Source organism: Otoolea muris (assembly GCF_943193115.1).
Taxonomy (GTDB): Bacteria; Bacillota; Clostridia; order Lachnospirales; family Lachnospiraceae; genus Otoolea; species Otoolea muris.
Genome location: NZ_CALPCY010000001.1, coordinates 164,664 through 190,594 on the forward strand (window position 1 = coordinate 164,664; position 25,931 = coordinate 190,594).

Here is a 25,931-nt window from a genome sequence, read left to right on the forward strand (position 1 = left end):
CACGCCGCGCCCATCTGGCCCAAATCTCACCCAAAGTGACGCGCGCATCCGGCAAAAAGCATGTTTCAAACACGCTCCGGCGTGTGAACCGCGGCCATTCCACACTGACTGCTATTCCGCGCTGACTATTCCACACCCGGGAAATGCGTTCCCGTCTTGGCAGACAGCGCCTGATCGTTCAGAGCGCGCACCTTGATTGGCAGGCCGAACAGGCTTATAAAGCCAGCGGAATCCGCCTGGTTGTAGCAGTCGTCCTCGTCAAAGGTCGCCATGTCCGCGGAGTATAAGCTGTAGGGAGACGTAACCGAAGCCGGAATGATGTTCCCCTTATAAAGCTTCAGCTTCACATCGCCTGTCACCGTCTCCTGCGTGGAGTCCACAAAAGCGCTCATCGCCTTTCTGAGCGGCGTATACCACTGTCCGTTGTATACCAGATCCGCAAACTTTAACGCAAGCTGCTGCTTATAGTGCTGCGTCTCCTTATCCAGCGTGATCTCCTCCAGCTTCTCATGCGCCTTATAGAGAATGGTTCCGCCAGGCGTCTCATACACGCCGCGGCTCTTCATACCCACCAGGCGGTTTTCCACCAGATCAAGGATCCCGCAGCCATTCTCGCCGCCCAGCTTATTTAAGACCTCAATGATCTCCATGCAGCCCATCTCTTTTCCGTCCACGCTCGTGGGAACGCCTTTTTCAAAGTGGATGGTCACATACGTCGGCTGATCCGGCGCCATCTCCGGCGAAACGCCCAGCTCCAAAAAGCCCGGACGGCTGATCGGCGCCTCGTTCGCCGGATCCTCCAGATCCAGCCCCTCATGGGATAAGTGCCACAGGTTCTTATCCTTGGAATAATTCGTCTCCTTTGTGATCTTTAACGGAATCTTGTGCGCCTCGGCGTAAGCAATCTCCTTCTCCCTGGAATTCAGTTCCCAGAACCGCCACGGCGCGATCACATCCATCTGCGGCGCAAACGCCTTGATCGCCAGCTCAAAACGAACCTGATCATTTCCCTTGCCCGTGCAGCCATGGCAGATCGCGTCCGCGCCCTCCTTCTTTGCGATCTCCACGATCCGCTTCGCGATGATCGGACGCGCAAACGAGGTCCCCAGAAGGTAGTGCTCATACGCCGCGCCTGCCTTCATGGTCGGGATGATATAATCCTCCACAAATTCCTTCTTCAAATCCTCAATATATAATTTCGACGCGCCTGTCTTAATAGCCTTCTCCTCCAGCCCGTCCAGCTCCGCTCCCTGCCCCACATCGGCAGAAACCGCGATCACCTCGCAGCCGTAATTCTCCTTCAGCCACGGGATCAGCACCGATGTATCCAGGCCGCCTGAGTATGCAAGCACGATTTTGTTGTATTTCTTTTCCATAATAGTTCTCCTCCGATTGTTTATCCCGGACGGGCCCGTTTCCATTTCCTGAACCGATCCGGCCTGATTTTTTTATCTTTCCTGTTTTCTTCCTGCGCCGCATGCGCGGGGCGAAGAAGAAAACAGCGGCAGCCCATTCTGTCTGAAAATGGGCTGCTCTGAAATTGGCATAATTATACCTCATCGAGAATAATTATGCAATACTTTTTTTATTTTATTTTTCCGGCGTCCGGGTTAATGTCATGTATAAAAGCGGATGCGTATTGCCTTGCCCGTCAATTTCGGGATGTGCGCCGATCCGGAGCTCCCTTTCTCTTTCTTACATAATATGGTATTCCATATAAAGCTTCCGGCGATATTTTTCGTCCTGCAACGCTCTGACCATATCGGATGAGCGGCCGTCCTCATTTAACAGCATAATCAGCCTGGCCAGTTTTTTCTCCCCTCGTTTTTCTCCCCGCTTTATCCCTCGTTTTTCTCCTTCCCGCCTGCCCATCTCAATTCCAACTGACAATATACTCATCTTCACATCCTCCCATTCCTCTGATTCCTTCACTTCCCTAACTATCTCATCCAGCCTCACGATCCGTTCATCCCTTACCAGTATCTCCGGATTGTCCAGACGGGAGAGTTTCATATACTGTAAAAGGCTCACCAGCACCGGATCGCCCCGCTTACTGGCCATATTTAAAAACAGCTTGACTGTTCCGTCTTCCAGATGAAGCCCCGAAACCTCCTCGCACTGTTCCGTAAACGTATATTTTGCCTGATCCTTCCCGAATATATCCTCCTGCGTGATAAATATTATATACGTTGACGGGAGTTCCCGGTAGCGCGTCTTTTTTCCGGATTTCAGAAACGGCGCGTCCAGAAGGCTCTGGTAATACCTCGCGCGCTTCCTCACATCATCTGAACCCGTATCGTTCTGCATCTCTGTCCCAAACTGCCTCCTGGCCGCGTCCACCGCCCACGCATCCAAGCGGATCGCGCGTCTTCCTCTCCGGTTTAAGACAACCTCCTCCACATGGATCTGCGCAAGCTTTAAATCCGGCTCCCCTGTGATGATGCTCAGCACATTCCTGTGCGCCTCGCAGTTCTTCATAACCGATAAAAACAGCGCAAAATCACTGAGGTTGTATTCCGCCTCCTCCGGCAGGCATGGGGCGGGAGACAAACGTTTCTCTTTCATGTCCATCCTTCCTTTCTTAATGGTACAGGAAGGATGATTGCCAGCCTCCCTGCTTTTTTATGGGGTTAAGCAAAGAGTCTGTCTGAATGCCAGGACTTTCCATGGCTTAGATGATGATTAGAATTTACAGAATATATGAAACCTTGCTTGTTTTTATGATAACATGAGATATGGGGGAATGCAAGAAAATAGGTTGTTTTCTCATATTCCTTTTATACGAATAAACGGCTTATACTTTTATATTTCTGCCCGATTTATCTGTGATTACTCTTTTTACATAATATGGTACTCCATATAAAGCTTCTGGCGGTATTCTTCGTCCTGTGAAATTCTGATTATGTCGGATAAACGGCCGTCCTCATTCAACTGCATGATCAGTTTAGCCATCTTTTCTTCTCCCTGCCTTTTTCCCTGTTTTATTCCACGCCTCTCTCCTCTCTTTTCTCCCCGCTTTATCCCTCGTTTTTCTCCTTCCCGCCTGCCCATCTCAATTCCAACTGACAATATACTCATCTTCACATCCTCCCATTCCTCGGATTTCTTCACTTCCCTCACTATCTCATCCAGCCTCACGATCCGTTCATCCCTTACCAGTATCTCCGGATTGTCCAGACGGGAGAGTTTCATATACTGTAAAAGGCTCACCAGCACCGGATCGCCCCGCTTGCTGGCCATATTTAAAAACAGCTTGACTGTCCCGTCTTCCAGATGAAGGCCCGGAACCTCCTCGCACTGTTCCGTAAACGTATATTTTGCCTGATCCTTTCCGAATATATCCTCCTGCGTGATAAATGTTATATACGTTGACGGGAGTTCCCGGTACCGCGTCTTTTTTCCGGATTTCAGAAACGGCGCGTCCAGAAGGCTCTGGTAATACCTCGCGCGCTTCCTCACATCATCTGAACCTGTATCGTTCTGCATCTCTGTCCCAAACTGCCTCCTGGCCGCGTCCACCGCCCACGCATCCAAGCGGATCGCGCGTCTTCCTCTCCGGTTTAAGACAACCTCCTCCACATGGATCTGCGCAAGCTTTAAATCCGGCTCCCCTGTGATGATGCTCAGCACATTCCTGTGCGCCTCGCAGTTCTTCATAACCGATAAAAACAGCGCAAAATCACTGAGGTTGTATTCCGTCTCCTCCGGCAGGCATGGGGCGGGAGACAAACGTTTCTCTTTCATGTCCATCCTTCCTTTCTTAATGGTACAGGAAGGACGATGTCAGCCTCCCTGCTTTTTTATGGGGTTAAGCAAAGAGTCTGTCTGAATGCCAGGGCTTTCCATGGCTTAGATGATAGTTAGAATTTACAGAATATATGAAACCTTGCTTGTTTTTATGATAACATGGGATATGGGGGAATGCAAGAAATATGTGTTGTTTTGATGCTGTTTTCATTAATTTTTTAATGTTGCGTTTCATGCCGTTATTGTTCTCATATGAAAACGAACCTGAGCCCAGTCAAGGTTTGTTTTCTGTGATAGTAACATGCAGGCGCTAAAGATGCATCCTGTTCCATAGCCTGCCGATCACATAGCCCGAGGCGTGGTTCTATATCCATAAGGAACCCATAGAAAACCGCCGGCATTTAGCGAGATCTTTTCGAGCTAAGGAACTGTGCAGAAATAAGTTTACCAGATTGCGCCGGATATTTCTTCGAGAGTGCGGAACAAAAATCAGGCGCATAGCGGGCTATGTAACTGATTTTTGTTTCGTGCTGTCGGAGAAATAGACAAGCAAGATGGTAAATTTATTTTTGCACAGTTCCTTAGTGTCCGCTGCGCTTTTCTCTGAGCGAAAGCGGGGTTCCGTTGGATATAGAACCATGACACGGGCGGGCCCCTCGCGACTTTTCCTTCCCGCAAATGATTAAAGGATTCGCTCCCTCTAATTCCTGCCGCGTCTCTCCACCCCGCAGTGCGCGCAGCTCGATTCCGCTTCGCTCCATCTCGCTGCTCCGGGCTTCGCCCTATAAAAATAAAGGCCAGAAACGCCGCTTTCGTGCAAGCACGACGCGGCGCTTCTGGCCTTTATTTTTGCACTGCTCTATTTCTTTGCAATGTATTTCCGAATATCCAAAGCAATCGCCACTACGATTACAATACCCTGCGCAATAAACTGATAGTTCGGGTCAATGCCCAAAAACTGCAGGCAGGTCTTCAGCAGCTCAAACACCAGCACGCCGATTACGATCCCGGATACGCGCCCGATACCGCCGTTTACCGATACGCCGCCGATCGTACAGGCTGCGATGGCCTCCAGCTCATAGCCGCTTCCGGTATTTACGCCCGCGCCGCCGGATTTCGCTCCCAGCAAAAATCCTGCAATCGCATACAATGCCGCCGCGGTCACATAAATAATAATCTTCGTCTTCTTTACATTCACGCCCGCCACCTCAGCAGCCGCTTCGTTGCCGCCGATGGCGTACATGTATTTTCCATGGCGCGTATAATTATATACAAACCACATGATCAGCCCGATCACAATCGCGATGATGAACAGATACGGAATCCCCAGAAAGCTTCCGTTTGCTATGTTCGTATAATCGCTGCGGTAGCCGCCTAACGGCACGGATTTTGTATACACAAGGTTGATTCCGTACACGATCATCTGCATGCCCAGGGTGCCGATGAAGGCCGGCACGCTTAAGTACGCGATCACAATACCATTGATCAATCCGAAGATACAGCACACGGCGACGCAGATTAACAGAATCAGCCATACGTTTAATTCCGGGAAATTCTTGGTCAGCTCAAAGCGGCCGCTGTAGTCCGCTCTCTGGAGCAATGTTCCTGCCACGCAGGCGGCAAGGCCCACGGCGCGCCCGGCGGAAAGGTCGGTTCCCTTTGTGATCAGACATCCCGATACGCCGACGGCGATGATGAACCGGCAGGCTACGTTGATGGAAATGTTGCTGAAGTTGCCGATACTGAAGAAATTCTCCTTGGTCACTCCCACAAAGATCACCATGAGAAGAATCAGTATAATAATACCATTGTTGATCAATATGTCTTTAACATTGACTTTCTTGCTATCCATTTTCTCTTCCTCCTGTCCTAGAACTGGGTCGCGTAGCTCATGATACGCTCCTGTGTTGCCTCATCGCCCTGCACTTCGCCTGTGATATGGCCGTTGCACATAACGAGTATCCGGTTGGACATTCCGATCAGCTCCGGCATCTCGGAGGAAATCATGATAATGCCCTTGCCCTGCTTGGCCAGATCGATCATGATCTGGTAAATCTCGTATTTCGCGCCAACGTCGATACCGCGGGTCGGCTCATCCAGAATCAGGATATCCGGATTATTGGCCAGCCATCTGGAAATCAGGACTTTCTGCTGGTTGCCGCCTGACAGGGACTGGATCAGCGTCTTGCTGCTGGGCGTTTTGATGGAGAGCTTCGCCACATTTTCCTGAACCAGCTTCTCGATCTTGCCTCTGTTCAGCTTTACTCCCATCTCCACATACTGATCCAGCGAGGAAATGGATACGTTATCCGCAATGGATAAGCATCCCAGAATACCGGTTCCGCGCCGATCCTCGGTGATCATGCCGATCCCGCCGCGGATCGCATCCTGCGGACGCCTGATATTCATCTTCTGCCCTTTGATGTACACTTCGCCCTTTATGATATGGCGTATACCGAAAATGGCTTCCATGAGCTCTGTCCTCTGCGCGCCCACCAGGCCGCCAAAGCCCAGAATCTCGCCGCGGCGAAGCTGAAAGGAACAGTCCTGGAAGGAACGCGCATGGATGCTTGAATAGTCCCGCACATCAAGAAGCACCTCGCCCGCCTGGGCGTCGTTCTTGGGCGGATAGATATTCGTCAGCTCACGGCCCACCATCTGTTTTACAATCTCATCGTCGGTGATATCCGCCATGTTCCAGGAACCTACGTACGTGCCGTCGCGCATGATGGTGATATCATCGCAGATCTCCCGGATCTCAGCCATCTTATGGGAAATGTAAATGAGGGAAACGCCTCTTGATTTTAAGTCCCGGATAATGCGGAACAGCGCTTCCACCTCATTGTCCGTGAGGGAGGAGGTCGGCTCATCCAGTATCACGACTCTGGCCTGAAGGGAGACTGCTTTTGCAATCTCAACGGACTGCATCTGCGCAATGGACATGGTTCCCAGCTTTGCCTTCGGATTATACGGCATCTTTACATCATTCAGCCATTTCTCCGTCTCCTCAAACATCTTTTTGTGGTCCACCATCTTAAAGGGGCCGATGCTTTTCATCGGATAACGGCCGGCGTACATATTCTCTGCCACCGTTCTCTCAGGTATCGGCTGCAGCTCCTGATGTACCATGGCCATGCCCTTGTGAAGGGCCTCGTCCGGATTGTGGATCTCCGCCTTCTCCCCGTCCAGGTAAACCTCGCCCTCATCCATGTGATAAATGCCGAAAAGGCATTTCATCAGGGTGGATTTTCCCGCGCCGTTTTCGCCCATCAGCGCATGGACCGTGCCGGGACGGACCTTTAAGTTGATCCCGTCCAGGGCCTTCACGCCGGGGAAGCTTTTGGAAACTCCACGCATTTCCAGTCTGTACTCTGCCATCCCATTCTCTCCTTTCATAAAATCGGGTGTGTCTTTTGAGGACACACCCGACGTTTCTTTGTCTATTTCCCGCCCTGCGGATGATTACTTGATCAGTTCGAGAATCTCTTCTGCGTTCTCAGTCGTAACCTTTACATAGTCAACCATGTATACGTTCTCAACGTCCTTGCCGTTTACGAAGTCAAGGGCAACGTCAGCCGCCGTGTGGGCCTGTCCAAAGTAATCGTTGAATACCGTACCGGTCATCTTATTGTTCATAACGTTCTCAACCGCCTCAACAAGAGCGTCCACGCCTACCAGATAAATGTCCTCATTTACCTTTCTGCCTGCTGCCTCGATGGCCTGCAGAGCGCCAAGAGCCATGGCGTCGTTGTTACAGAATACAACGTCGATCTTTGCTCCGTGCTGTGACAATGCGTTCGCGGTGATCTCCTGGCCTTTGGTCTGATCCCAGTCGCCGCGCATCTTTACAAGCTCTTCTACCTCAACGCCCGCGGCGGTTAAGGCTTCGATGGATTTCTCGGTTCTGTACTGAGCGTCTACGTTCTCCGGATCGCCCTGTACCATGATGTAGCGGACCACGCCGTCGCCGTCTGCGTCGCCCTTGTTCTCAAGCTCTGCAATCTCCTCGCCCTGGAAGGTTCCGGACTGTCTGGCATCCGCGCCCACGTAGGTAGCTTTGATCCCCTCGTCTACCCACGCCTGCTCTCTCTCTGTCTCCGGCTCACGGTTGATATAAACAACCGGGATGTTCGCTGCCGCGCACTCCTCGGTAACGGTCGGCTCAGAGGAAGCCTGTACCAGGTTTACGATCAGAACATCGCAGCCCTGTGTGATAAAGTTGCGGATCTGGTTCATCTGCTCGCCCTGGTCGTTCTTGCCGTCCATGATGGAGATGTTCTCCTTCTTAAGGCCAAGCTCATTTACTAAGTAGTTCTCTAACTCTGTGCGGTAAAGGGTCATGAAGTTATCAGCAAACTGGTAAATGGAAATACCAACCTTTATCTCAGCCGGATCCTTTCCTTCCACAGCCTCTGCAACTGACTCCGCCGCTTCCGTAGCCGCGTCAGCCGCTTCTTCTGCCTTTGTCTCTTCCTTCGCCGCCGCTTCAGTCGGCGCGGGCGTCTCTGCTGGCTGGCTGCTTCCGCCGCCGCATGCCGTCATGGAAAGGGCCATCGCTGCTGCAAGGCTGACTGCCATCACTTTTTTCAGTTTCATAATAGATCCTCCCTTGGTCTGTTTATTTTGTCGGTTTTTACTTACCGACACGTTTATTATACCTGGATTTTTTGTAAATTTCCATATGATTTTTTTCGCACTTTTATAAAAATTTTTCAGATTCAGGCGCTTGAAGGGATTTTTTTTGTAGGTTCTTCCAAAAATCGTCAAATTTCACAGGAGCGGGTCTTCTCACTTTACTGCAAATCCTCCCCTGTCACCGCTTCCTGCCCGCACTCGTAGTAAATGCCGCTTGTAAGCTCAATCTGCCCGCGGACATCCTGTCCCAGGGCTTCTGCGGCGGCGATTTCAAAAATGATCTCCGCATACTCTCTGATGTCACAGCGCACGGTTCCGAAAAGCTTCCCTTTTTTGACGCCCTCCAGGCCCTGCGGCGTGCCGTCTATGCCTACGATCCGGATGGGACGGCCTTCTTCTGCGCGTTCGAGCGCGTCGGCGGCGCCCAGCGCCATCTCGTCGTTGTTGCAGATGACGAGCTCGATCTGCCCCGGGAATTCCTCCAGCCACTGGCCCATGAGGGCCGATGCCTGGCTGCGATCCCAGTTGGCAATGCCGCCGGTGAGGCGTTCGATGGGAATTCCCCCGTCTTTTAAGGTCTGGACAGACCACTCCGTGCGGATTAAGGAGTCCTGATGGCTGCTCTCGCCTTCTAAAAGGACGTAGCTCACCCTTCCGTCTCCGTTGAGATCAAGGGAAAGCGGATCCGCCTTCCAGGCGTCTGCCAGGATTGTGCCCTGGAGAACGGCGGATTCCCTGGCATTTTCACCGACATAGTAAAGGCGCTCCCAGCGCTTCATATCCTCCTCCACGGGCTCACGGTTAAAGAATATCACCGGAACGTCGGCGTCCATGGCTTTGTTGATCACATACGAGGCCGCCGAGCGATCAACCATGTTTACGCACAGGGCGTCGCAGCCCAGTGAGAGAAAGCGCTCTACCTGGCTGTTCTGGGTGTTCTGGTTTCCCTTGGGATCCGCTACGTCCAGCACGACCTTGATCCCTGTCGCCTGCTCGTACTCCTTGGCCCTGTCCTCAATCTGGGAGCGCAGGCTGTTAATAAACGGATCATTCCCCCGGTACAGGGCAATCCCGATCCGGATCTCCTTATTTTCTTCGTTCCGGCTCTGCGTCCGGCTCTGCCAGAAAAGCGCCGCGGCCGTGAATGAGACGGCCGCCGCGGCCAGAAAAGCGTATCGTTTCTTCATTCGTATTCCTCTCCTTCAGCCAGATGAACTCCCGGAAAATCAGACCCATAGGCAGGCGCGGCGGACTTTGGGAGTACATTCAGGCTAGTACAGCATTGCCTAAATTCCAGTGAATAAATCACTCGCTATCAGCGCCCTCTGCACGCCTGCGAAGCTAGACGTAGGCGCCACTACGCCGTCGCTTCGCAGACGCACAGATGACACCGATATCAAGCAATGTATTCACTGAAATTTAAGCAACGCTGTACTAGCTGCAGCGAAAAAGGCTGTTTCTAACTCATCGGATACAGCATTTTTTCGTACTGCCGATCCCGCAAATCGTCTTTTTCAATAAAATATGAATCCAATAGGATCACTGCTTCAATGCTCTGCCTGCGGATCGCGCCCACCGCCTGTTCCACGCACAGATATCCGTTGTCAAATGCATTGCTTGTCAGAAGGCCCCGGATCACGCCCTGATCGAGGCTGTTTAACAGCGCCGGCGTAGCGCCTGTCCCGTAGAGCGCGGCAACAGATTCTCTGTAAAACGGTTCCTCCTCCAAAAGCTTCGCCGCTTCCCGGGTGCTGGAAGGATCCAGAGCCACGACGGCCGCCCTTTCCCCCTTTGACGACAGGGATCTCACCGCCTCCTCCATGTGTTCTCCCTTTGACGTCTCATACAGGCAGATTTCGCCGTTTTGTCCGTCAAGAGCGGACAAAAAGCCGTCATACAGCTCCCGGACGCTTCCGTAGTCCAGATTTTCCGTAAAAACCGCAACGAAACGGCCGGGCGCGCCGTCCCGGGATACCGCCTCCCCCAGCCTGCGCCCCGCAAGGGAGGCGTCCACGCTGACGCAGGCCGCCGCCCGGTCGCTGTGAATCAGGCTTCCGGTCACAATCACAGGGCTTCCGGGGGTAAAGGAGTCGAGAAGCCTCCTGCACTCCGCCGGATCCGCCGGCTCCAGAATCACGGCCCCGGTCCCGTCGTCGATCTCCCGCCTCAGAAATTCCATCTGCTGCGCGCTGTCCCCCTTTTCATACAGGGTGATGAAACGGATATCGACATTATATTCGGCCGCCGCCTGTTCCACGCCCTTTTTGAAGCTCCCGTAACATTCATCGGATGTGTCGCTGATGATCACAGACACCGTATAGATCTCCGTCTTCTTTTCCTTTATAATCAGATCCGTGGAGGACAAAAGGTAAAGGACTGCCAGAATCCCCGCAAACAGCGCCCACAAAAGCTTCTCCCGTTTTAACATCCGCTCCCCCCTCTCTCAGCCATCAAACAGCGCCGCCATCCCCCATTCTTTCCGGGCCGCCTCCTCGTAAGGCGCCGCCGGCAGGTGAAGCAGGACTTTCGTCCCCTCATCCGGCTCAGACTCAATCGACAGGCCGTATTCCTCGCCGAAATACAGCTTGATCCGCTCGTTTACATTTTTCACGCCGATCCCCGATCCCTTGGGGGAGGCCGTATGCGGGCCGTCGCTAAAAAGCCGTTCCACCTGCCGCTCCGTCATGCCCAGCCCGTTGTCGCTCACCTGCACATACAGCTCTTCCCCGTCTTTCCACGCCGCCACAAGGATCTCCCCGTCCCCGTCCATGAATTCCATTCCGTGGTAGATCGCATTCTCCACCAGAGGCTGCAGCATCAGCTTGATGCTCCCAAGCCCCAGGAGCCCTTCCTCCGCACGGATCTCATAGGAAAACTTGTTTTTAAAGCGCATATGCTGAATCATTAAGTAGCTGCGCACATGCTCCAGCTCGTCTCCGAGCGTGATAATGCTCTTTCCCCGGCTTAAGCTGATGCGGAAAAAACGCGCCAGCGCCGTCACAGCCTGGGCGGCCTCGGCCTTCTGCTCATTTTCAATCATCCACACAATAATATCCAGCGTATTATAGAGGAAATGCGGGTTGATCTGCGACTGCAGGGTGTCGAATTCCTGCTTGCGCTTGGCCTCGTGTTCCCGCACAATATCCTGCATCAGAACGCGGATCTGGGCCGCCATATCCCCGATCGATTTCCCCAGGCGCCGGATCTCATACGAACCGCCGATATAAACCGGCGCGTCTAAATTTCCCTCCTCCAGCACGCCTACCGATTTCTCCAGCTCCTTGATGGGATCCGTGATGCGCGAGGAAATGTAGGCGTTGATCAGGGCCAGGACAAACAGAATCAGCGCGATCAGAAACACAATAAACAGCCGGGTGCGGATGGTATTTAAGGAAACCACATGCTCCGGCGTGACGCCCACCACCTTCCAGCCCGTATAGCCAATGGATTTCACAGCCACAATGCGGCTCGCGCCCTCAAATTCCTCCAGGTGGTTCCCGTCCCGGTACCCCGCAGCCGCTCGGTGGTTCTCCTTCACGCGCCCGGAATCAATGAGCTGCATCTTCGGATGGTACAAAAGCTCCCCGTCTCCGCTCATCAGATACACGTATCCCCCTGTTCCCATGGTGATCCCGTCAAAAAGCTGTTCCAGGCTCGAGTAACTCACATCCACCAGAAGGACTCCCTGCGAAGTGGAGGTTCCCCGCGTCAGTTCCACCGCCCGCGAAAGCGAGATCACCCATCGGTACTGATCCTCGCCGCCGTCAAAGATATACTGCACATGAGGAAGTGAAAAATGCTGGTTCTCCGTCTTTTCCAGCGCCGCCAGAAACCAGTCCTCCTTCGTCACATCCACATTTGCCTTGACACGGGCCGCCGGAGCGGCCTCCACCAGGCTCCCATCCTCCGAAAACAGGGCGATATTGTCCACATTGTCCTTATTGCTGTCATACAGGAGCATCAGCTCGTCATAGATCGACTGCGTAGCCAGATTCGCATTCTTCACCGCGCCGTAATACAGAGAATCCGACAGCTTCATCACGGTCCGAAGATACGACTCCACCGACCGCGCCGCCTGTCCGATCAGGCTCTGGTTCTCCTCCCGCACCACCTCCAGCACCTGGTTGGATAGGCGTTTGTAGAGGAAAAATGTGATCAAAAGGCCGGCTGCCAGGGCGGTTACTGTGAAATAGATGAAAATCGCGGTGCGGATGCTGGTGTTGAAAAGGCGGTTTTCTCTTTTGCGCTCTTTCAATTTTTATGTTCCCCCTTTTAGAGCGTGTTTGAAAATTCATTCCTGGCATCTGCACGCCCCACTTCGCGGTATATTTGTGCCAAATTCACTTAACGCAGCCCGCTGCGCCGCGTTCATTTGGCACAAATCTCCCACAAAGTGGCACGCACAGCTACCAGAAAGCAATTTTCAAACACGCTCTAGCGGCGCGATCTGTCTTTGGAATGTGTCTTTTTTCATAGTATTTATGAAAATATTTCCACTCTGCGGGGCCTTTGCCGTGATATAAACCGCAAGGCTTTAAGTGTTAATAATGACGGCATGGCAGGTCATGAAAAGGCCGCCGCGGACAGCTCTCACCCCTGCGCCTGCCCCCTATACTTCGTAGGAGACACCCCAAACTTCTTTTTAAACACATAGCTAAAATAATTCTGCTCCGGATACCCCACCTTCTCCGCAATCACGTACGTCTTATCCCCCGTCGTCAAAAGCAGCTCCACCGCCCGTGAAAGCCGCACATCCGTCAGATACGCGATATATGCCTGTCCCGTCTCCTTTTTAAAAACCGTCGAAAAATAGGCGGGGCTTATATGTAAATGGCGGCAGATCTTCTCCACCGAGAGCTCCGGATCCGGATAGTTGTCCTGAATATAGCGCTTGGCCTCCCGGATCACATGTTTGGTCGTATTGCTCCGCTCCTCCGCCATGATGCGGTTGATGCGAAGCGCCATCTCCTCCAGGCGCCGGCGGATATATTCTGTCTGTTCCACCTTGCCGAGCAGCTCAAAATAATCGGTTTCCGCATCAAACATGTCGCTGATCTGTAAGTCATACTGCTGCGTGAGCTGTGTCAGGGCGTTGATCACTGCCAGGATATACGCCTGATACTGCCGGTAATGCACCCTGGCCTGCTCCATCTTTTTAACCGTCTCGTCCACGGCCGCGCGGATCGCCTCGCCCGGCCCGAATTTTACGGCCGCAATCAGGGCGGACTCCATCCGGCTGTCGAACTGCAGCGTTTCCGAATGAACCGGCTCCATGTCGCGGATACAGATCACGCCGCCCGACCCGGCCACGGCGCGATAGCCGAGCGCGTTTAACGCAGAGTGGAACGAAAGGCCGGCCTCCGCCAGATCCGGGCAGCTCACGCCCACGCCGATCGTCACCGTCACCTCCAGGATCTTCCTCGTCTCCTTGCAGATATCTTCCAGAAGCGCCACCAGGCCGGTCTGCGTATTATTCTCGTCGATCGCGGCGATCAGCACGCTCTCAAACGAGGAGTGGAACATGGTAAAGCGGTAGCGCCCCTCAAGCTTTCCCCGGATCAGGTTCTGGACGGATATGGGAATCAGCTCCCTCTCCTTGTGCAGCGAAACGGCCCGGTCCACCTTTTCATCCGGCTCCAGATGGATCGCGGCCGCCACCCACTCAGCCGCCCCGCCGATGTCAATGTGATACTCCTTAAGCTTCTCCGGAATCTCTTTTGGATCCATCCCGCCATGGATCAGATCATTCAGGAAATGCTCCCGGATGATCGGCAGATTTTTGACGTAGCTCTCGCGCAGGAGGCTCACGTTGCGCTTCTGCTCAATCTCCTCATCCAGATTGTTTTTGATTCGTTTGAGGATTGCGGTCAGCTCCTCCACATTCACCGGCTTTAAAATATATTCAATCACATTCAGCTTGATCGCCTTTTTCGCGTACTCAAATTCGTCGAAGCCGGAAAATATCACGATCTTAATGGACGGATGCCTCTGCCGGATCGCTTCCGCCATGGAAAGCCCGTCCATGTACGGCATACGGATGTCGGTTAAAACCACATCCGGTTCAATCTGATCGATCTTTTCAAGGGCCTCCTTGCCGTTTTCCGCGTCTCCAATCACTTCAAACCCGGCCGCGCTCCAGTCGATCTTGCGGATAATACTCTTGCGCACCTCCTCCTCATCGTCAACCAGCATGATTTTATACAGATTCAATGTGTGTCACCTCTTTTGTGCAAATGCGTCGTTTGGGTATTTAAGGGTATTTTACCATATTTCCTGAATCTTTCAAACCCCCTGGACTTTTGTACTCCACAAAACCCGCATGCCGTGAAGCATAAATTCCCTGACTATGTATTCCTGTCGCCCGGTAGCAATCCCTTTTCCCCCTTTCGTCTGCGTCCACTCTCTTGTAATGTTATTCACGGAACCTATTCAACTATAACCTGCCGAAAGAATCAATATCTTCCCAAAATATGCTGTATGGTGTTGCAGTTATGGATTAAGCAGTTTTTTTTTCAGAAAGTAAAAGGCATTAGGGGGAGCATTACATAAAAACGCTGTCTCAAGATGTACACAGAGATAACGGGCATCGGATTCTGGCAGCCGGAATCCTCTGTATATCTTATCTGAGAATTAATTATAGAAGCACGTCGCGGAATACTACCCGTGAATAGTAGCGTATCAACCGTTACAGTCCACGGAACGGCTGCTTTTTAGCCAGGCCGTGAATAATCGGAGTGTTGCCGCTTACTTCCCCTTAATTTCCCGCCAATCCAGCCGATGTTTAAAAGGGGTTCCCGGATTCTCACATAATCAGGCGTGGGGAAGACTCCGGGAATATGAAAGAGAAAACAAGAACATTTCATACTACTGCTCCATCCGGACAGTATTGAACTGCCAGCGCCGAATATTTTGTCAGCCTGCAAGGCGGAGCAAGGAGGCGATGCGGTGGCATCGTTGACTGACGACAACGCGGCAGATGGCAAAATATTCGGCGCTGGCAGTTCAATACTGTCCGGATGGAGCACTACGGCTGTGCACACAAATGACAACAGCAGAAAGGGTTTCATTATGAGATATTCCATGCTCGTTTACATCACAAATATGGGGAAGACCCTGCTGGACGCGGCGGGATACCTTCAGGCAGCGGAGAATGCCGCGCTGAAGGAGGAGCTCTATGAAAACGGCCGAATCATGCTGGAGCGGATCGAACGCATACTTACCGAACACCGCGGGGATCTGCGCTCCGCCAGCCTTATGGAGAGGCTGCAGAACATCCGGCGTCAGTGGGAAACCGGCCGGACATACGCCGCCCTGCAGGAAGAATTGCCGGAATGGATCCGCCGCCTTCCCGGCGAGATCGACTACCGGGTCCGCGTGGCCTTCTTTGCGGAGCTTGGAGAAAAATGGGATTCTCTGGAAAGCGTTTATGAATTTATGAGAGATGATCCCCGCTTTGACCCGGTTGTGGTCCTTACGCCCGTTTTCCGCATGGCCACTGTAAACGGCGAACAGCGCCAGGAGGTCATTTACAGCGATTATCTTACCCGCTTAGGCATCCCGTTTCTGGGATACAGCCAGTACAGCCTGGAAAAGGACTGCCCGGATCTGGCGCTTATCTGCCAGCCCTATGAAAGCTGTACGCTCCCGCAGTTCTGGCCGGAGCATATCGCGGCGCATACACGGTTAGTATATATACCTTATTTTTTAACTGATATCGTCCTGGAGCAGTCTCCCAAAGAGTTATGCCAGCTTAATGTTTATGACGTGTCATGGCGGGTGCTCGGCTCCAGCCAAAAGCATTACGAATATTATCGCAGGTACTCCCGCTGCCATGGCCAGAATATGCTGGTGACCGGGATACCCAAAATGGATCCTATCATAAAGGCGGCAAAAAACGGCGCCGCTTTACCAGGCGGATGGGAAAAAATAAAAGATAAAAAGGTTTTTCTCTGGAACACCTGGTATGATATCAGTGTATCTTCCGTGAGATTTTTTAATGATATATTCAAATGGTTCCAAGAACATGAAGACTGCGCGCTCATCTGGCGTCCCCACCCGATGACGGAAACCGTGACAAAGGTACACTCTCCTGAGCACTACTCATTTTTACAGCATTGTATCCAGTGCGTAACTGAAGCCCCCAATGCCATATTGGACCAGGAATCCTCATTTCTGGCTTCATTTGTATATTCAGACGCCCAGTTCTCTGATCTCAGTTCCATGATGCCGCAATACCTTCCTATGGATAAACCGCTGTTATGGATTGATGTCCCGGTATTAGTCCCTGCCGGGGAAGAGTTTATCAGTACCGAATGGATGGAATACACAGATAATTTTCAGGGCATCATACGATTTTTGGAGCAAATACGCCATGGCAGCGATCCAAAAAGGGAACTCAGGGCTATCATACTCCAGCGGGATCTTCCCCTGGCGGACGGCCGGTGCGGCGAGCGGGTCAGCCTCGCCTTATGGAAGGAAATGCATGAGGAAGACGAGCTTTTGTAAAACACTGCCGCCGGACTGCCGCAGCTTTCCTGTCCCGGCACAGACATAATACAGAAAAAGCAGCATAGAAAACGTATTTTACACACCATCAGGAGGTATCCGATATGTCGCTTAAAACACAACGCGTGCTCACCTATCTCATCGGCCAATACGTAAGCCGCAATTACGATTACCTCTGGCTGAAAAGCAGGCTGGAGAAATGCCAGAGCGCGCCCCCTGGCTCCACCCTGATAACCGGCTCCTCCCATGCCCTGAACGCTGTTCAGGAGAGCGCATGGCGCCATGCCGTCAACTGCTCCATGCATTCCCAGGATCTCTACTACGATTTTCTGTGCGCCCGCCAGGCAATACGCTCCGCAAAAGACTCTGTATTTAAGCGGTGTTTCATCGTCATGGGCTACTATATCGCCTTTCAGGATCTTTCCAAAAGCACCAGCATGCGGGAGCGCGTGATCGCAAATGTATACTACCCTCTCTTCCATGACGCGCACAACTGGGAAGAGCCGGCTGCAGGCGACCCATGGTCCTTCCTTGATGAACAATCGTCTGCCCTCCCCCGCTTGTCCGACAGCCTCCGGCGCATCTGTGAACAGGCGGCTGGGCAGATGCTTCTGGAATGCGGCTCCTATTACTCGGATGCGCGGCCCCGGACTCCCCTGTTTGACTTAGACGGCCTGACCTGGGCCCGGCTTGCGGATGAAAAGCGGCAGTCCCTTGGCCGCGCGCGGGCCGAAAGCCACAACCGCTCCTTTGCACATAAGGAAAGCTTTGAGGAGAATAAAACCATCCTCCGGGAATTTATCCGTTTTCTCTGCAGCCGCCATATAGAGCCCATCGTCGTCATCACGCCATTCACGGACGAGTACAACCGCTTTGTGTTAAGAGAAATGAAGGAAGCTGTCCTGGAGCTTTTAAACTGCGTGCCGGAGCCGATCCACTATATCGACTTCAACCAGTATCCCTCCTTCGGGCCGTCGGATTTCATGGACACGGATCATATGAGTGAAGCGGGCGCGCGCAGGGTAAGCGCCCTGTTAGCGGATCTCTTTGGCGCGTGACGCATTTCCCGCCATCAGCCTCCCGCACTCCCCGCGGTAAAACCAGATGGAAAGGACGGCCGCCACGGACCACCCCACAGGCCATGCGCACCAGATCCCGGCCGGCGAATGGGTCAGGCCGGAGCATACATACGCCAGAACCACGCGCAGGATCAGATCCGTAAAAGTCGCGGCCATAAACCTCCTCATCGCGCTCACCCCCCGCAGGACGCCGTCCGTCATCAGCTTGGCCGCGATCACAGGATAAAACGGCGAGAGGATCCACAGAAACTGTCTCCCCGCCGCCATGGCCTCTGCCGAGCTGCGATCCAGAAACAAAAGCAATACCTGTTTCCCGCAGACAATATAGAGAAGGCAGAACGGGATACACAAAAACCACACAAGCTTCACGCCCGCTCGGGCTCCTTCCCGGATCCGCCCATATTTCCCCGCGCCGAGATTCTGCGCCGTAAAATTGGAAATGCCGTTTCCAATGGTGGTAAAAGAAGTGATCACCAGGTTATTGAGTTTCACAGCGGCCGAGTATCCCGCGGCCACGCTGACGCCAAAGCCGTTGATGCAGCCCTGGATCATCATATTTCCAACAGATATAAAGGACTGCTGTAAAATGCTCGGGACCGCGATCACTGCGATTCTCCTGAGTATATCCCACGAAAAGACCGGGACCGGACCGTCGGTTTCTATCTCTGACAGGCGTTTTATCACCAGGGCAAGGGAAAGCGCGCAGCTAACCCCCTGGCAGAGAAAGGTCGCCCATGCCACGCCGGCAACGCCCATGGAAAACGCCTTCACAAACAAGATATCAACCGCCACATTCGCGGCGGACGATACGGCAAGGAACCGAAACGGCGTCCCTGAGTCTCCCAGGGCGGAAAAAATACCGGTCGCGATATTATAGTAGAACAGAAACGGAAGCCCCCATATGTAAATCCGCAGATACAGAAGCGAATCCGCCATGATTTCCTCCTGCGTCTTCATCAGCCGGAGCAGCCCGCCGCACGAGAAAAGGCCCGCGGCCATCAGGATCGTACACAGCGCGGCGCTCGCCGCCAGGGTGGTATACACCGATGTCTTCATGGAGCGGTAATCCTTTGCGCCGAACCGCTCTGATACGATCACTGAACAGCCGATATTGCAGCCAAACGCAAACGCAATAAAAATCAGCGTGATGTTATAGCTGTTGCCCACTGCCGCCAGGGCGTTTTCGCCGATCCATTTGCCGGCCACCAGCGAGTCGGCAATGTTATAGAGCTGCTGAAATACGATGCTGCCGAACATGGGCAGGCAAAACGCCCATAAAACTTTCCCTGGAGATCCCTTCGTTAAATCCTGATTCATATGTTTCCTGTCCTTTCCTGTAACCGTTCAGATAGGTCCGCGCGCCGGCTGCGCAATTACACAAACAGCGCCGGGCATCCGCTTTTCCCATGTCCATTCTGTTCCCTTTTCATATTTACATTTCTTTTAAACTGTATTATACTACCAGAGAAACAATAGGAAAAATATATATAATATATAATAAAAATATAAAATTGCTATGGATATTAATTTTGAATACTACAAGATCTTTTATTTTGCCGCGAAATATGGAAATATAACAAAAGCCGCCGCCGCGCTCGGAAGCAGTCAGCCGAATGTGACAAGGGTAATCCGGCAGCTTGAGTCACAGTTGGGAAGGCGTCTTTTTATCCGCGAGCCGCGGGGGATCCGCCTGACCGGGGACGGGGAGCGCCTGTATGTCCATGCTGAGGCGGCCTGCGCGCATCTTTTTAAGGCGCAGGAGGAGCTTGGCGCGTCTGATCCGGAAGCGAGCGGAACGATTGACATCGGGGCAACGGAAACAGCGCTGCACCTGCTCTTTTTCTCCGCCATGCAGGGTTTCCGCATGATCTATCCGGATATCCGCATCCGGGTACACAATCACAGCACGCCTGAGATTCTCAAAAGATTTGCCTCAGGCGAACTCGATTTCGCGGCCGTTACCTCCCCTTTTGAAGCGCCCAAAGCCTGCCGGTGCGAAAATATGCATGACTTTTTCGACATTCTTGTGGGCGGAACGCAGTACCGTCATTTGTGCAGCCGGCGCAACTCACTGAAGGAACTGCTCACATTCCCCTGGGTCGGCCTCGGGCGGGGGACCGTGACGTACGATTTGTACAGGGATTTCTTTGCGGCGCACGGCGCCGAGCTGGAACTTGACATGGAGGCGGCGACCTCTGACCTTCTGCTGCCTCTGATCCGGCACAATTTCGGGATTGGCTTTGTCCCCGAACGGCTGGCGCGGCCGCTGATCTCTAAAAAAATCCTGATACAAATCCCGCTTGACTGCAAGACGCCTCTGCGCTCCATAAAGCTCCTGTCCGAGAACAGGCATGGGAAATCCCGGGCTGCTGACACATTTTACCGCTATTTAAAATGCAGCGAGCGTTGCGGGCCGCCGGATGCCTGAAGGAACAGCCGGCGCGCTGCCGGAAGAAATATCGCCCGGCAGCGCGCATCCCGGGCTTTTTACGGCATATCGTCCCTTTTTTCTTCCTCCCGCTCTGCCGCCTTCCTGTCTTCGGAATCATATGTCTTAAGCAGGCAGGGCATCTCTCCCCTGTGCGCTCCCGCCTCCGGCTCACGGCTGCAGGCAAGACATTCCTCGTCAATTTCATACACACTGTTTCCCTCTATAATCAAACGCGTACACATGCGCTTTCAATCCTCCTGTTTTTCATCTGTACTCTAATATATGCAAAAGGGCCTGCCAAAGCCGGTATGATCTCCTCTTTTTTCGCATATATTGAGGCAAAGAATCCAGGAGGTATGTTACATGAACCAGGAGCCTGGCATGAAAATGACGGAGCTTGATTATCTGACGGCGGCTCCTCATCTTCAGATGATCAAAGCCGCCCTTCCCTACATCCATATACCGGAACAGCGATTTTTTTCTTTGATGGTGAAAATCAATGAGCTGGAACGCACGATGCGTCTCTTTGATGAAAAGGAAACCGGGGAGGTCGGAATCTGTTCCCTGAAGGAGGATGAGCCGGCGACGCCGATCGATATGCTGAACGCCATGAAGCCCTACGGCACCGAAGAAGAGCAGGATTTTATTGACCTTGTAATCAATTTTATGCAGGGATCCCGCCTGTACCAGTCCTACCGCGAAACCGCGCCGGAGGAGGAAGAGCCCCACCGTACCGAACACCGCCGCTTCCCCATGGAGCAGCTCATGAACATATTGCCGCCGGAACAGCAGTCCCGGCTTGAAACGGCCCAGATGCTTGTGCAGACCTTCCAGCAGTTCTCATAACCGGAGGAAAGCAGGCGCCCAGGGCATCCGGACGCTGCAAAGCAGGCCAATCGCAGACGCCGTATGCTGTGTCAACAGAAAGGATATGGAAAACAATGAAAGAAACAGACTGGAGACAGGATCCGCGGTTAAAGGGAATGGATCCCAAAAAGCTTAAATATCTCACAGACTTTGCCGAAAAGGCGGGTAAAACGCCCAAAGACAAGCTGCTGCCGCTCTTCATGGGCCTCGCGGCCGCGCCGGGCGGCATGAACTTTAACGATCAGGAAACCGATCTGCTTGTCTCCATCCTGACCGCCAACATGAACCCCGCGCAGAAAAAACAGGTGGAGACGCTGCGCACCCTGTCAAAGAAGCTTGGAAACAAAGCGCAGCCCGGGAGCAGAAAGCATTTTTCAAACACGCTCTAAAACAAAGGTCATCACCTGCATACAACCAAGGAGAGCCGGAATATCCTTTTGGGATGTTCCGGCTCACCGCTTACTTAGTATATATGGGCAAGTTCTGATTTCCCTTAAAAAACAGGTATATCCGGCGCCAGACAAAGTACAATACATGACAGCTATATATTCCATATTCGGAGGATACCAAAATGAACAAGAAACCCTATGCCCTGACCGTACATTCGATTAAAGGTATGAATCGTCAGTTCCAAAAATCCACCGCACGATTATAGTATTCCATTAAGACCGGTTTCGTCAGACGGTTAATCTCCACATCATCAGCAATCTCATCCTTTCCGAACCGAAAAAGCGCCGAAGCATTTTCCCTGCTCAAATACCTCGTGTCCACATCAAAGTCCACATCCTCCGTCAGTTCCCTCCGGCTTGCCATATTAAACCCCCAGTCCCCAAATGCGGGAACCTGCAGGTGATAGGCTTTTACATATAGCTCCTCGCTCTTAATGGTTTCATGGATGCACCAGAATGCTTTGGCAGCATAATAAGGGCTTGTGGACTGAACCACGATCACGCCGGTCTCATTCAGGCGGTTTTTACACATGCGGTAAAAAATATTGGAATACAATTTGCTCAGTGATTCACTGTTCGGGTCCGGCAAATCCACAATAATGAGGTCATACTGTTCCTGGGAATCCTTCAAATATTCATACGCATCCATATTGTAGATAACCAGTTTGTCAGAATTAAGACTGTTTTGATTGACAGACAGGATATTTTGATTGGTGGAGCAGATTCGTATCATCTCAGCATCCAGATCCACCAAATCAATTTTTTCCACCTCATCATACTTAAGGACTTCACGGGCCGCCATTCCGTCCCCGCCTCCAAGAATCAGCACCCGGCTCCGGCTCTCCAGTTCACTCATGGGAATATGCACCAGAGCTTCATGATACCGGTACTCGTCTGCCGTGGAAAACTGACAATTTCCATCGATGTAAAGCCTCACGTCATCCCGGTGCTTTGTGAGCACAATTTTCTGATATTCCGTCTGTTCCATATAAATAATCTTATCCCTGTATAAGCCTCCCTCCACACGTTCAGAAATATTATCCGCAAATACAATCCCAACAATCATCCCTGCCGCAATCCCGACAGAAATTGCGCGGTAAATCCGGATATGCGCCACAAGCTCTCCAAAGCGGTACAAAATCAGGATGGCTGCAATGATATTTAACAGCCCGCATAGAAAAGAAGTGGAAAAAAATCCCAGCTTTGGCAGCAGTAAAAGCGGAAATGCAACAGCTCCCACAAGCCCCCCTATATAATCAAAACTGAATATGGAGGACAGAGTAACGGACAGGTTCTTCTCATCCTCCTCAATGATTCTTGTCATAATCGGTATTTCAGCTCCCGCCAGAATACCGATCAGTATGGTTTCCGAATACATAACAACCGCATAATTTGAAATATAGATATTGGACAGGAAAAGCAGCAGGGAACTCATGCCCCCCGCTATACCAATTCCAAGCTCAATTGCCACAAAAACATTAAACAGATTTTTTTTGAAAAATTTGGAGATATAGGAACCGAGCCCCAGCGCCGCCATATAAAGCCCGATCGTGATAGAATACTGCATGGTGCTGTTCCCCAAAAGATACGAGCTGACCGCGCCGATAATAAGCTCATAACACATGGAACACCCTGATATAATCAGGGTAGTCAGCATTAGAAGCCTGTACTTCCTGCTCATAATGATATTCCTTTCCCTTCACCCGGACAAAGCCCCGTTTTATTGAATCACACCGCTGACAATAAATGCGATTCCCAGGAAAATGCCAAATATCATGATTCCGGCCGCTTCATTCTTTTCCTTCAGCGCGGCGCCAAAATGAAACTTTCTGTTGACGATATCCACGAGAAAATATGCCAGTATGAATGAGACGATGCCGATTACCGCATAACTTACGGTATCAAGCGCTCCATTCAGAAGCTCCGCCGCCTCGCCGGCTCCGTCAGATATGATAGCAGAACGGATCACAAAACCAAGACCCGCATAGATTCCCGCGCTCACCCAGCCCACAGCTTTATTCCCCTCGTTGATCTCGTTTGGAAAATCCACCGGAATCACCAGATCAATCAGCCAATACCCCAGCATCATCATAATCAGCCCGATAAAGAAATAAACCACTGTCTCCAATACAACCGTCACCATAATTTTTCTCCTTTTCTTAAACTGAATTTATTTGCCGCTGCTCAATCCTCCGTTCGATGACTGCCGGCTGTTGATGCTTGACTGCCGGATTGAACTGGAATAGCTGTCAAAATAACCGTTACCTATATTATGTATTGTCGTCCCGTTATACATCGAATAGGCCGAAGGCGTACCTTTATAGGCAGACGAATCCGATGAGTAGCCCGAGCTGTAATAGTGACTGCGGTACCATGAAGCGCCGGCGCGTGAGATTCGGTAAGGGGCATTATCCGATGTGTAATTATACTTTCTGCCTGACACCTGGACATATACTTTCTGCTCCTCATTCTCCGGATGATATACAAGGCAATATTCCTTATCGGTCAAAATGGCAATCTCCCGATTATTTTTATCATCCTTTTGGGTCACTGATTCGGTATATCCCGAAATGCCCTGAATGATATCCCTGGCAACATCATCGGTTGTCGCCGGCGTATGATACGCATATACCGCTGCTTTCTGCTTCTCATTGCCGGACAGGGAAGTTTCATATACATATTTTTCGGAACCCTCTAAATATCTGCTAATGTTTTTGTTGACCCCCAGGTACGAAAAAACGTGGTTTCCAATAAGCGTCAAAAAACAACAAATACAGAGAATGCCCGCCATAACCAGCACGCCCTGATTGGCAGATATTCCATTTCCGGCGGAATGCTCTTCATATCCCGTCTCGACAATATCGCTTTTTTCAATATATTCCCCCCTGGAAAATTCACTTCCGTCTTCCCAAACCTCAACCGAAAGCGTGTGCTCCTCCGATACATCTTCATATTCCACAAAATCAGCGCTCTCGCCCGGATCTACATCCACATCCCCTTCGGCACAGCGGACCACCTGCTTTCCCTCATCGACCTTATGCCATTCCGGTCCAATCCTTCCGCGGACATTGTTGGCAGGCCATGAAACAGAATATTCATCATATATTTCATCACAGGAAAGCCAAACTTCCCCATCTGATGTTTTTATGCGGTATTCCGTCCATGCTTTATTGGAATCCTGAGGATTTTCATATTGGATATAGCCAATCACCTTTCCCGGCCGGCCCTTTATATTGAGCAGTGTACCTACCCGATAAAACATATTCCGCCTCCTTCTTTAAGGAACTGTCACAAAATAACTTGTGCAAAGCGCGCAGCGCCAATCAAAAATCAGGCGCACAGTGGGCTATGTAACTGATTTTTAATTGGCGCCCTCGGAGAAAAAGACAAGCAACTTGCACAAGTTATTTCGTGACAGTTCCTAACCCCTGATATCACGCTGTATGGCCTGAATCCGAACACGTCCCGAACCAAATAAATCCTTAAGCATCTGCGCGATCCCATCCGCCACATCATCCATGCATGAAAAAATATCGACCGCCGCATATTGATATTCCGGCCAGGTATGTATGGAAAAGTGGGAAGTGGAAATAACAGCAAAATATGTAATGCCAATTGGTTCAAATTTGTGAATGCATTCCTCCACAATCTTTGCGCCCACGTATTCAATGGCTTTATGCGCCGCCTCCGTCACTGCTTTGGTATCGTCAATAAGCATAGAACAATCATATAAATCTGCAATAATCTGTATTGCCATTTTCTCTTACCCAACCATTTTCTTTCACGGACTTCCAATCAGTCCTTTCTTCCAAATAATTTTCCGGTCAGCCTGTGAAGAATCCCGTAATCGGCCTTCGACTCCGCTCTGTCTCCGCCGCAATTGACACAGCAGGAAACGTCTGAACGATTATAGGAACCACAATATGCGCATAGCCAGTCCGGCGCATTGGTTGTTCCCGCCTTTTCCTCCTGGGTTAAAGCTGCCGTTTCTAAATCTTCAGGCAGATAAAAAACATTCTCAATTCCCCGGGGCTTTCCGCACGATGTACAGGCGCCGAATCTTGCTTTTATCGCTTTCCTGCCGCAATATGCGCAGTCCCACAATCCTTCTATCCTTTTTTCTTCCATTGTCACGCTCTGACCTTTGACAGCAATCCGAACCGCTTTGCCGTTCGCCGTTTTGTCTTTCCCTTCGTTTTGTCATCCATATATTTTTGT

At 51.6% G+C, this 25,931-nt stretch carries 23 protein-coding genes; 6 read left to right on the top strand and 17 right to left on the bottom strand.

Going from position 1 to position 25,931, the window contains the following annotated elements:
- Positions 1-125: 125 nt before the first annotated feature.
- The 9 genes from NFS31_RS00790 to NFS31_RS00830 form a co-directional block, all read right to left on the bottom strand.
- Positions 126-1,376, bottom strand: a complete 1,251-nt coding sequence (locus NFS31_RS00790; RefSeq protein WP_251490573.1) for an argininosuccinate synthase — start codon at positions 1,374-1,376, stop codon at positions 126-128.
- Between the two features lie 319 nt (positions 1,377-1,695).
- Entirely contained in the window at positions 1,696-2,565 is an 870-nt protein-coding gene (locus NFS31_RS00795) for a hypothetical protein (protein ID WP_251490574.1), read from the bottom strand.
- Positions 2,566-2,838: 273 nt separating this feature from the next.
- A complete protein-coding gene (locus NFS31_RS00800; RefSeq protein ID WP_251490577.1) occupies positions 2,839-3,744 on the bottom strand; it encodes a hypothetical protein in 906 nt (301 codons plus the stop codon).
- A gap of 862 nt (positions 3,745-4,606) precedes the next feature.
- Positions 4,607-5,599: a galactose/methyl galactoside ABC transporter permease MglC gene (locus NFS31_RS00805; RefSeq protein ID WP_251490580.1), complete on the bottom strand. Its 993-nt coding sequence runs from the start codon at positions 5,597-5,599 to the stop codon at positions 4,607-4,609.
- A gap of 17 nt (positions 5,600-5,616) precedes the next feature.
- Positions 5,617-7,125, bottom strand: a complete 1,509-nt coding sequence (locus NFS31_RS00810) for a sugar ABC transporter ATP-binding protein (RefSeq protein WP_251490583.1) — start codon at positions 7,123-7,125, stop codon at positions 5,617-5,619.
- An 84-nt stretch (positions 7,126-7,209) separates the two neighbouring features.
- A complete protein-coding gene (locus tag NFS31_RS00815) occupies positions 7,210-8,343 on the bottom strand; it encodes a substrate-binding domain-containing protein (RefSeq protein ID WP_251490586.1) in 1,134 nt (377 codons plus the stop codon).
- A 197-nt stretch (positions 8,344-8,540) separates the two neighbouring features.
- Positions 8,541-9,569, bottom strand: coding sequence for a galactose ABC transporter substrate-binding protein (locus NFS31_RS00820; protein ID WP_251490589.1), 1,029 nt, complete (start codon positions 9,567-9,569; stop codon positions 8,541-8,543).
- A 272-nt stretch (positions 9,570-9,841) separates the two neighbouring features.
- Positions 9,842-10,810 carry a substrate-binding domain-containing protein gene (locus NFS31_RS00825; protein WP_251490592.1) on the bottom strand — a complete coding sequence of 323 codons (969 nt, stop codon included), beginning with the start codon at positions 10,808-10,810 and terminating at the stop codon, positions 9,842-9,844.
- Between the two features lie 15 nt (positions 10,811-10,825).
- On the bottom strand, positions 10,826-12,637 hold the full coding sequence (locus tag NFS31_RS00830) for a sensor histidine kinase (RefSeq protein ID WP_251490594.1): 1,812 nt from the start codon (positions 12,635-12,637) through the stop codon (positions 10,826-10,828).
- Between NFS31_RS00830 and NFS31_RS27300 the strand changes: the two genes are divergently transcribed.
- The gene (locus tag NFS31_RS27300; RefSeq protein ID WP_334303034.1) at positions 12,594-12,905 is read left to right on the top strand and encodes a DUF6783 domain-containing protein; all 312 of its coding nucleotides are present in this window, start codon (positions 12,594-12,596) and stop codon (positions 12,903-12,905) included. The genes NFS31_RS00830 and NFS31_RS27300 overlap by 44 nt on opposite strands.
- Positions 12,906-12,972: 67 nt before the next feature.
- Here the strand turns inward: NFS31_RS27300 and NFS31_RS00835 are convergent, their stop codons facing one another.
- Positions 12,973-14,592, bottom strand: a complete 1,620-nt coding sequence (locus NFS31_RS00835; RefSeq protein ID WP_251490597.1) for a response regulator — start codon at positions 14,590-14,592, stop codon at positions 12,973-12,975.
- 735 nt (positions 14,593-15,327) lie between these two features.
- On the opposite strand from NFS31_RS00835, the gene NFS31_RS00840 reads away from it, so the two are divergent.
- Positions 15,328-16,887, top strand: a complete 1,560-nt coding sequence (locus tag NFS31_RS00840; protein WP_251490600.1) for a CDP-glycerol glycerophosphotransferase family protein — start codon at positions 15,328-15,330, stop codon at positions 16,885-16,887.
- 104 nt (positions 16,888-16,991) lie between these two features.
- Positions 16,992-17,945 carry an SGNH/GDSL hydrolase family protein gene (locus tag NFS31_RS00845; protein WP_251490604.1) on the top strand — a complete coding sequence of 318 codons (954 nt, stop codon included), beginning with the start codon at positions 16,992-16,994 and terminating at the stop codon, positions 17,943-17,945.
- On the opposite strand, the gene NFS31_RS00850 is transcribed toward NFS31_RS00845, so the two are convergent.
- The gene (locus NFS31_RS00850) at positions 17,922-19,283 is read right to left on the bottom strand and encodes an MATE family efflux transporter (protein WP_251490606.1); all 1,362 of its coding nucleotides are present in this window, start codon (positions 19,281-19,283) and stop codon (positions 17,922-17,924) included. The two genes, NFS31_RS00845 and NFS31_RS00850, sit on opposite strands and share 24 nt — an antisense overlap.
- Before the next feature lie 199 nt (positions 19,284-19,482).
- Between NFS31_RS00850 and NFS31_RS00855 the strand changes: the two genes are divergently transcribed.
- Entirely contained in the window at positions 19,483-20,394 is a 912-nt protein-coding gene (locus tag NFS31_RS00855; protein ID WP_251490608.1) for a LysR family transcriptional regulator, read from the top strand.
- A 59-nt stretch (positions 20,395-20,453) separates the two neighbouring features.
- Here the strand turns inward: NFS31_RS00855 and NFS31_RS00860 are convergent, their stop codons facing one another.
- On the bottom strand, positions 20,454-20,639 hold the full coding sequence (locus NFS31_RS00860; RefSeq protein ID WP_251490610.1) for a hypothetical protein: 186 nt from the start codon (positions 20,637-20,639) through the stop codon (positions 20,454-20,456).
- A 121-nt stretch (positions 20,640-20,760) separates the two neighbouring features.
- Between NFS31_RS00860 and NFS31_RS00865 the strand changes: the two genes are divergently transcribed.
- Positions 20,761-21,243 carry a hypothetical protein gene (locus NFS31_RS00865; protein ID WP_251490612.1) on the top strand — a complete coding sequence of 161 codons (483 nt, stop codon included), beginning with the start codon at positions 20,761-20,763 and terminating at the stop codon, positions 21,241-21,243.
- 95 nt (positions 21,244-21,338) lie between these two features.
- The gene (locus NFS31_RS00870; RefSeq protein ID WP_160225677.1) at positions 21,339-21,653 is read left to right on the top strand and encodes a hypothetical protein; all 315 of its coding nucleotides are present in this window, start codon (positions 21,339-21,341) and stop codon (positions 21,651-21,653) included.
- Between the two features lie 235 nt (positions 21,654-21,888).
- Here NFS31_RS00870 and NFS31_RS00875 read toward each other — a convergent pair whose 3' ends face one another.
- From NFS31_RS00875 to NFS31_RS00895, 5 genes are all read right to left on the bottom strand, one after another.
- A complete protein-coding gene (locus tag NFS31_RS00875) occupies positions 21,889-23,394 on the bottom strand; it encodes a polyamine aminopropyltransferase (protein ID WP_251490614.1) in 1,506 nt (501 codons plus the stop codon).
- Positions 23,395-23,433: 39 nt separating this feature from the next.
- Complete coding sequence (locus NFS31_RS00880) at positions 23,434-23,856, bottom strand: DUF350 domain-containing protein (protein ID WP_251490616.1); 423 nt, start codon at positions 23,854-23,856, stop codon at positions 23,434-23,436.
- 27 nt (positions 23,857-23,883) lie between these two features.
- Positions 23,884-24,975 (bottom strand): DUF4178 domain-containing protein, encoded by a 1,092-nt coding sequence (locus NFS31_RS00885; RefSeq protein ID WP_251490619.1) that lies wholly within the window; start codon positions 24,973-24,975, stop codon positions 23,884-23,886.
- Between the two features lie 159 nt (positions 24,976-25,134).
- A complete protein-coding gene (speD, locus tag NFS31_RS00890; RefSeq protein WP_251490622.1) occupies positions 25,135-25,470 on the bottom strand; it encodes an adenosylmethionine decarboxylase in 336 nt (111 codons plus the stop codon).
- Between the two features lie 38 nt (positions 25,471-25,508).
- Positions 25,509-25,841 (bottom strand): hypothetical protein, encoded by a 333-nt coding sequence (locus NFS31_RS00895; protein WP_251490625.1) that lies wholly within the window; start codon positions 25,839-25,841, stop codon positions 25,509-25,511.
- Between the last annotated feature and the right edge of the window lie 90 nt (positions 25,842-25,931).

What these genes read in the sequence shown, in the direction of transcription:
- NFS31_RS00790 (WP_251490573.1), bottom strand. Translation starts at nt 1,376, where the DNA reads ATGGAAAAGAAATACAACAAAATCGTGCTTGCATACTCAGGCGGCCTG.
- NFS31_RS00795 (WP_251490574.1), bottom strand. Translation starts at nt 2,565, where the DNA reads ATGAAAGAGAAACGTTTGTCTCCCGCCCCATGCCTGCCGGAGGAGGCG.
- NFS31_RS00800 (WP_251490577.1), bottom strand. Translation starts at nt 3,744, where the DNA reads ATGAAAGAGAAACGTTTGTCTCCCGCCCCATGCCTGCCGGAGGAGACG.
- NFS31_RS00805 (WP_251490580.1), bottom strand. Translation starts at nt 5,599, where the DNA reads ATGGATAGCAAGAAAGTCAATGTTAAAGACATATTGATCAACAATGGT.
- NFS31_RS00810 (WP_251490583.1), bottom strand. Translation starts at nt 7,125, where the DNA reads ATGGCAGAGTACAGACTGGAAATGCGTGGAGTTTCCAAAAGCTTCCCC.
- NFS31_RS00815 (WP_251490586.1), bottom strand. Translation starts at nt 8,343, where the DNA reads ATGAAACTGAAAAAAGTGATGGCAGTCAGCCTTGCAGCAGCGATGGCC.
- NFS31_RS00820 (WP_251490589.1), bottom strand. Translation starts at nt 9,569, where the DNA reads ATGAAGAAACGATACGCTTTTCTGGCCGCGGCGGCCGTCTCATTCACG.
- NFS31_RS00825 (WP_251490592.1), bottom strand. Translation starts at nt 10,810, where the DNA reads ATGTTAAAACGGGAGAAGCTTTTGTGGGCGCTGTTTGCGGGGATTCTG.
- NFS31_RS27300 (WP_334303034.1), top strand. Translation starts at nt 12,594, where the DNA reads ATGCTGGTGTTGAAAAGGCGGTTTTCTCTTTTGCGCTCTTTCAATTTT.
- NFS31_RS00845 (WP_251490604.1), top strand. Translation starts at nt 16,992, where the DNA reads ATGTCGCTTAAAACACAACGCGTGCTCACCTATCTCATCGGCCAATAC.
- NFS31_RS00850 (WP_251490606.1), bottom strand. Translation starts at nt 19,283, where the DNA reads ATGAATCAGGATTTAACGAAGGGATCTCCAGGGAAAGTTTTATGGGCG.
- NFS31_RS00855 (WP_251490608.1), top strand. Translation starts at nt 19,483, where the DNA reads ATGGATATTAATTTTGAATACTACAAGATCTTTTATTTTGCCGCGAAA.
- NFS31_RS00860 (WP_251490610.1), bottom strand. Translation starts at nt 20,639, where the DNA reads ATGTGTACGCGTTTGATTATAGAGGGAAACAGTGTGTATGAAATTGAC.
- NFS31_RS00865 (WP_251490612.1), top strand. Translation starts at nt 20,761, where the DNA reads ATGAACCAGGAGCCTGGCATGAAAATGACGGAGCTTGATTATCTGACG.
- NFS31_RS00870 (WP_160225677.1), top strand. Translation starts at nt 21,339, where the DNA reads ATGAAAGAAACAGACTGGAGACAGGATCCGCGGTTAAAGGGAATGGAT.
- NFS31_RS00875 (WP_251490614.1), bottom strand. Translation starts at nt 23,394, where the DNA reads ATGAGCAGGAAGTACAGGCTTCTAATGCTGACTACCCTGATTATATCA.
- NFS31_RS00880 (WP_251490616.1), bottom strand. Translation starts at nt 23,856, where the DNA reads ATGGTGACGGTTGTATTGGAGACAGTGGTTTATTTCTTTATCGGGCTG.
- NFS31_RS00885 (WP_251490619.1), bottom strand. Translation starts at nt 24,975, where the DNA reads ATGTTTTATCGGGTAGGTACACTGCTCAATATAAAGGGCCGGCCGGGA.
- speD (WP_251490622.1), bottom strand. Translation starts at nt 25,470, where the DNA reads ATGGCAATACAGATTATTGCAGATTTATATGATTGTTCTATGCTTATT.
- NFS31_RS00895 (WP_251490625.1), bottom strand. Translation starts at nt 25,841, where the DNA reads ATGGAAGAAAAAAGGATAGAAGGATTGTGGGACTGCGCATATTGCGGC.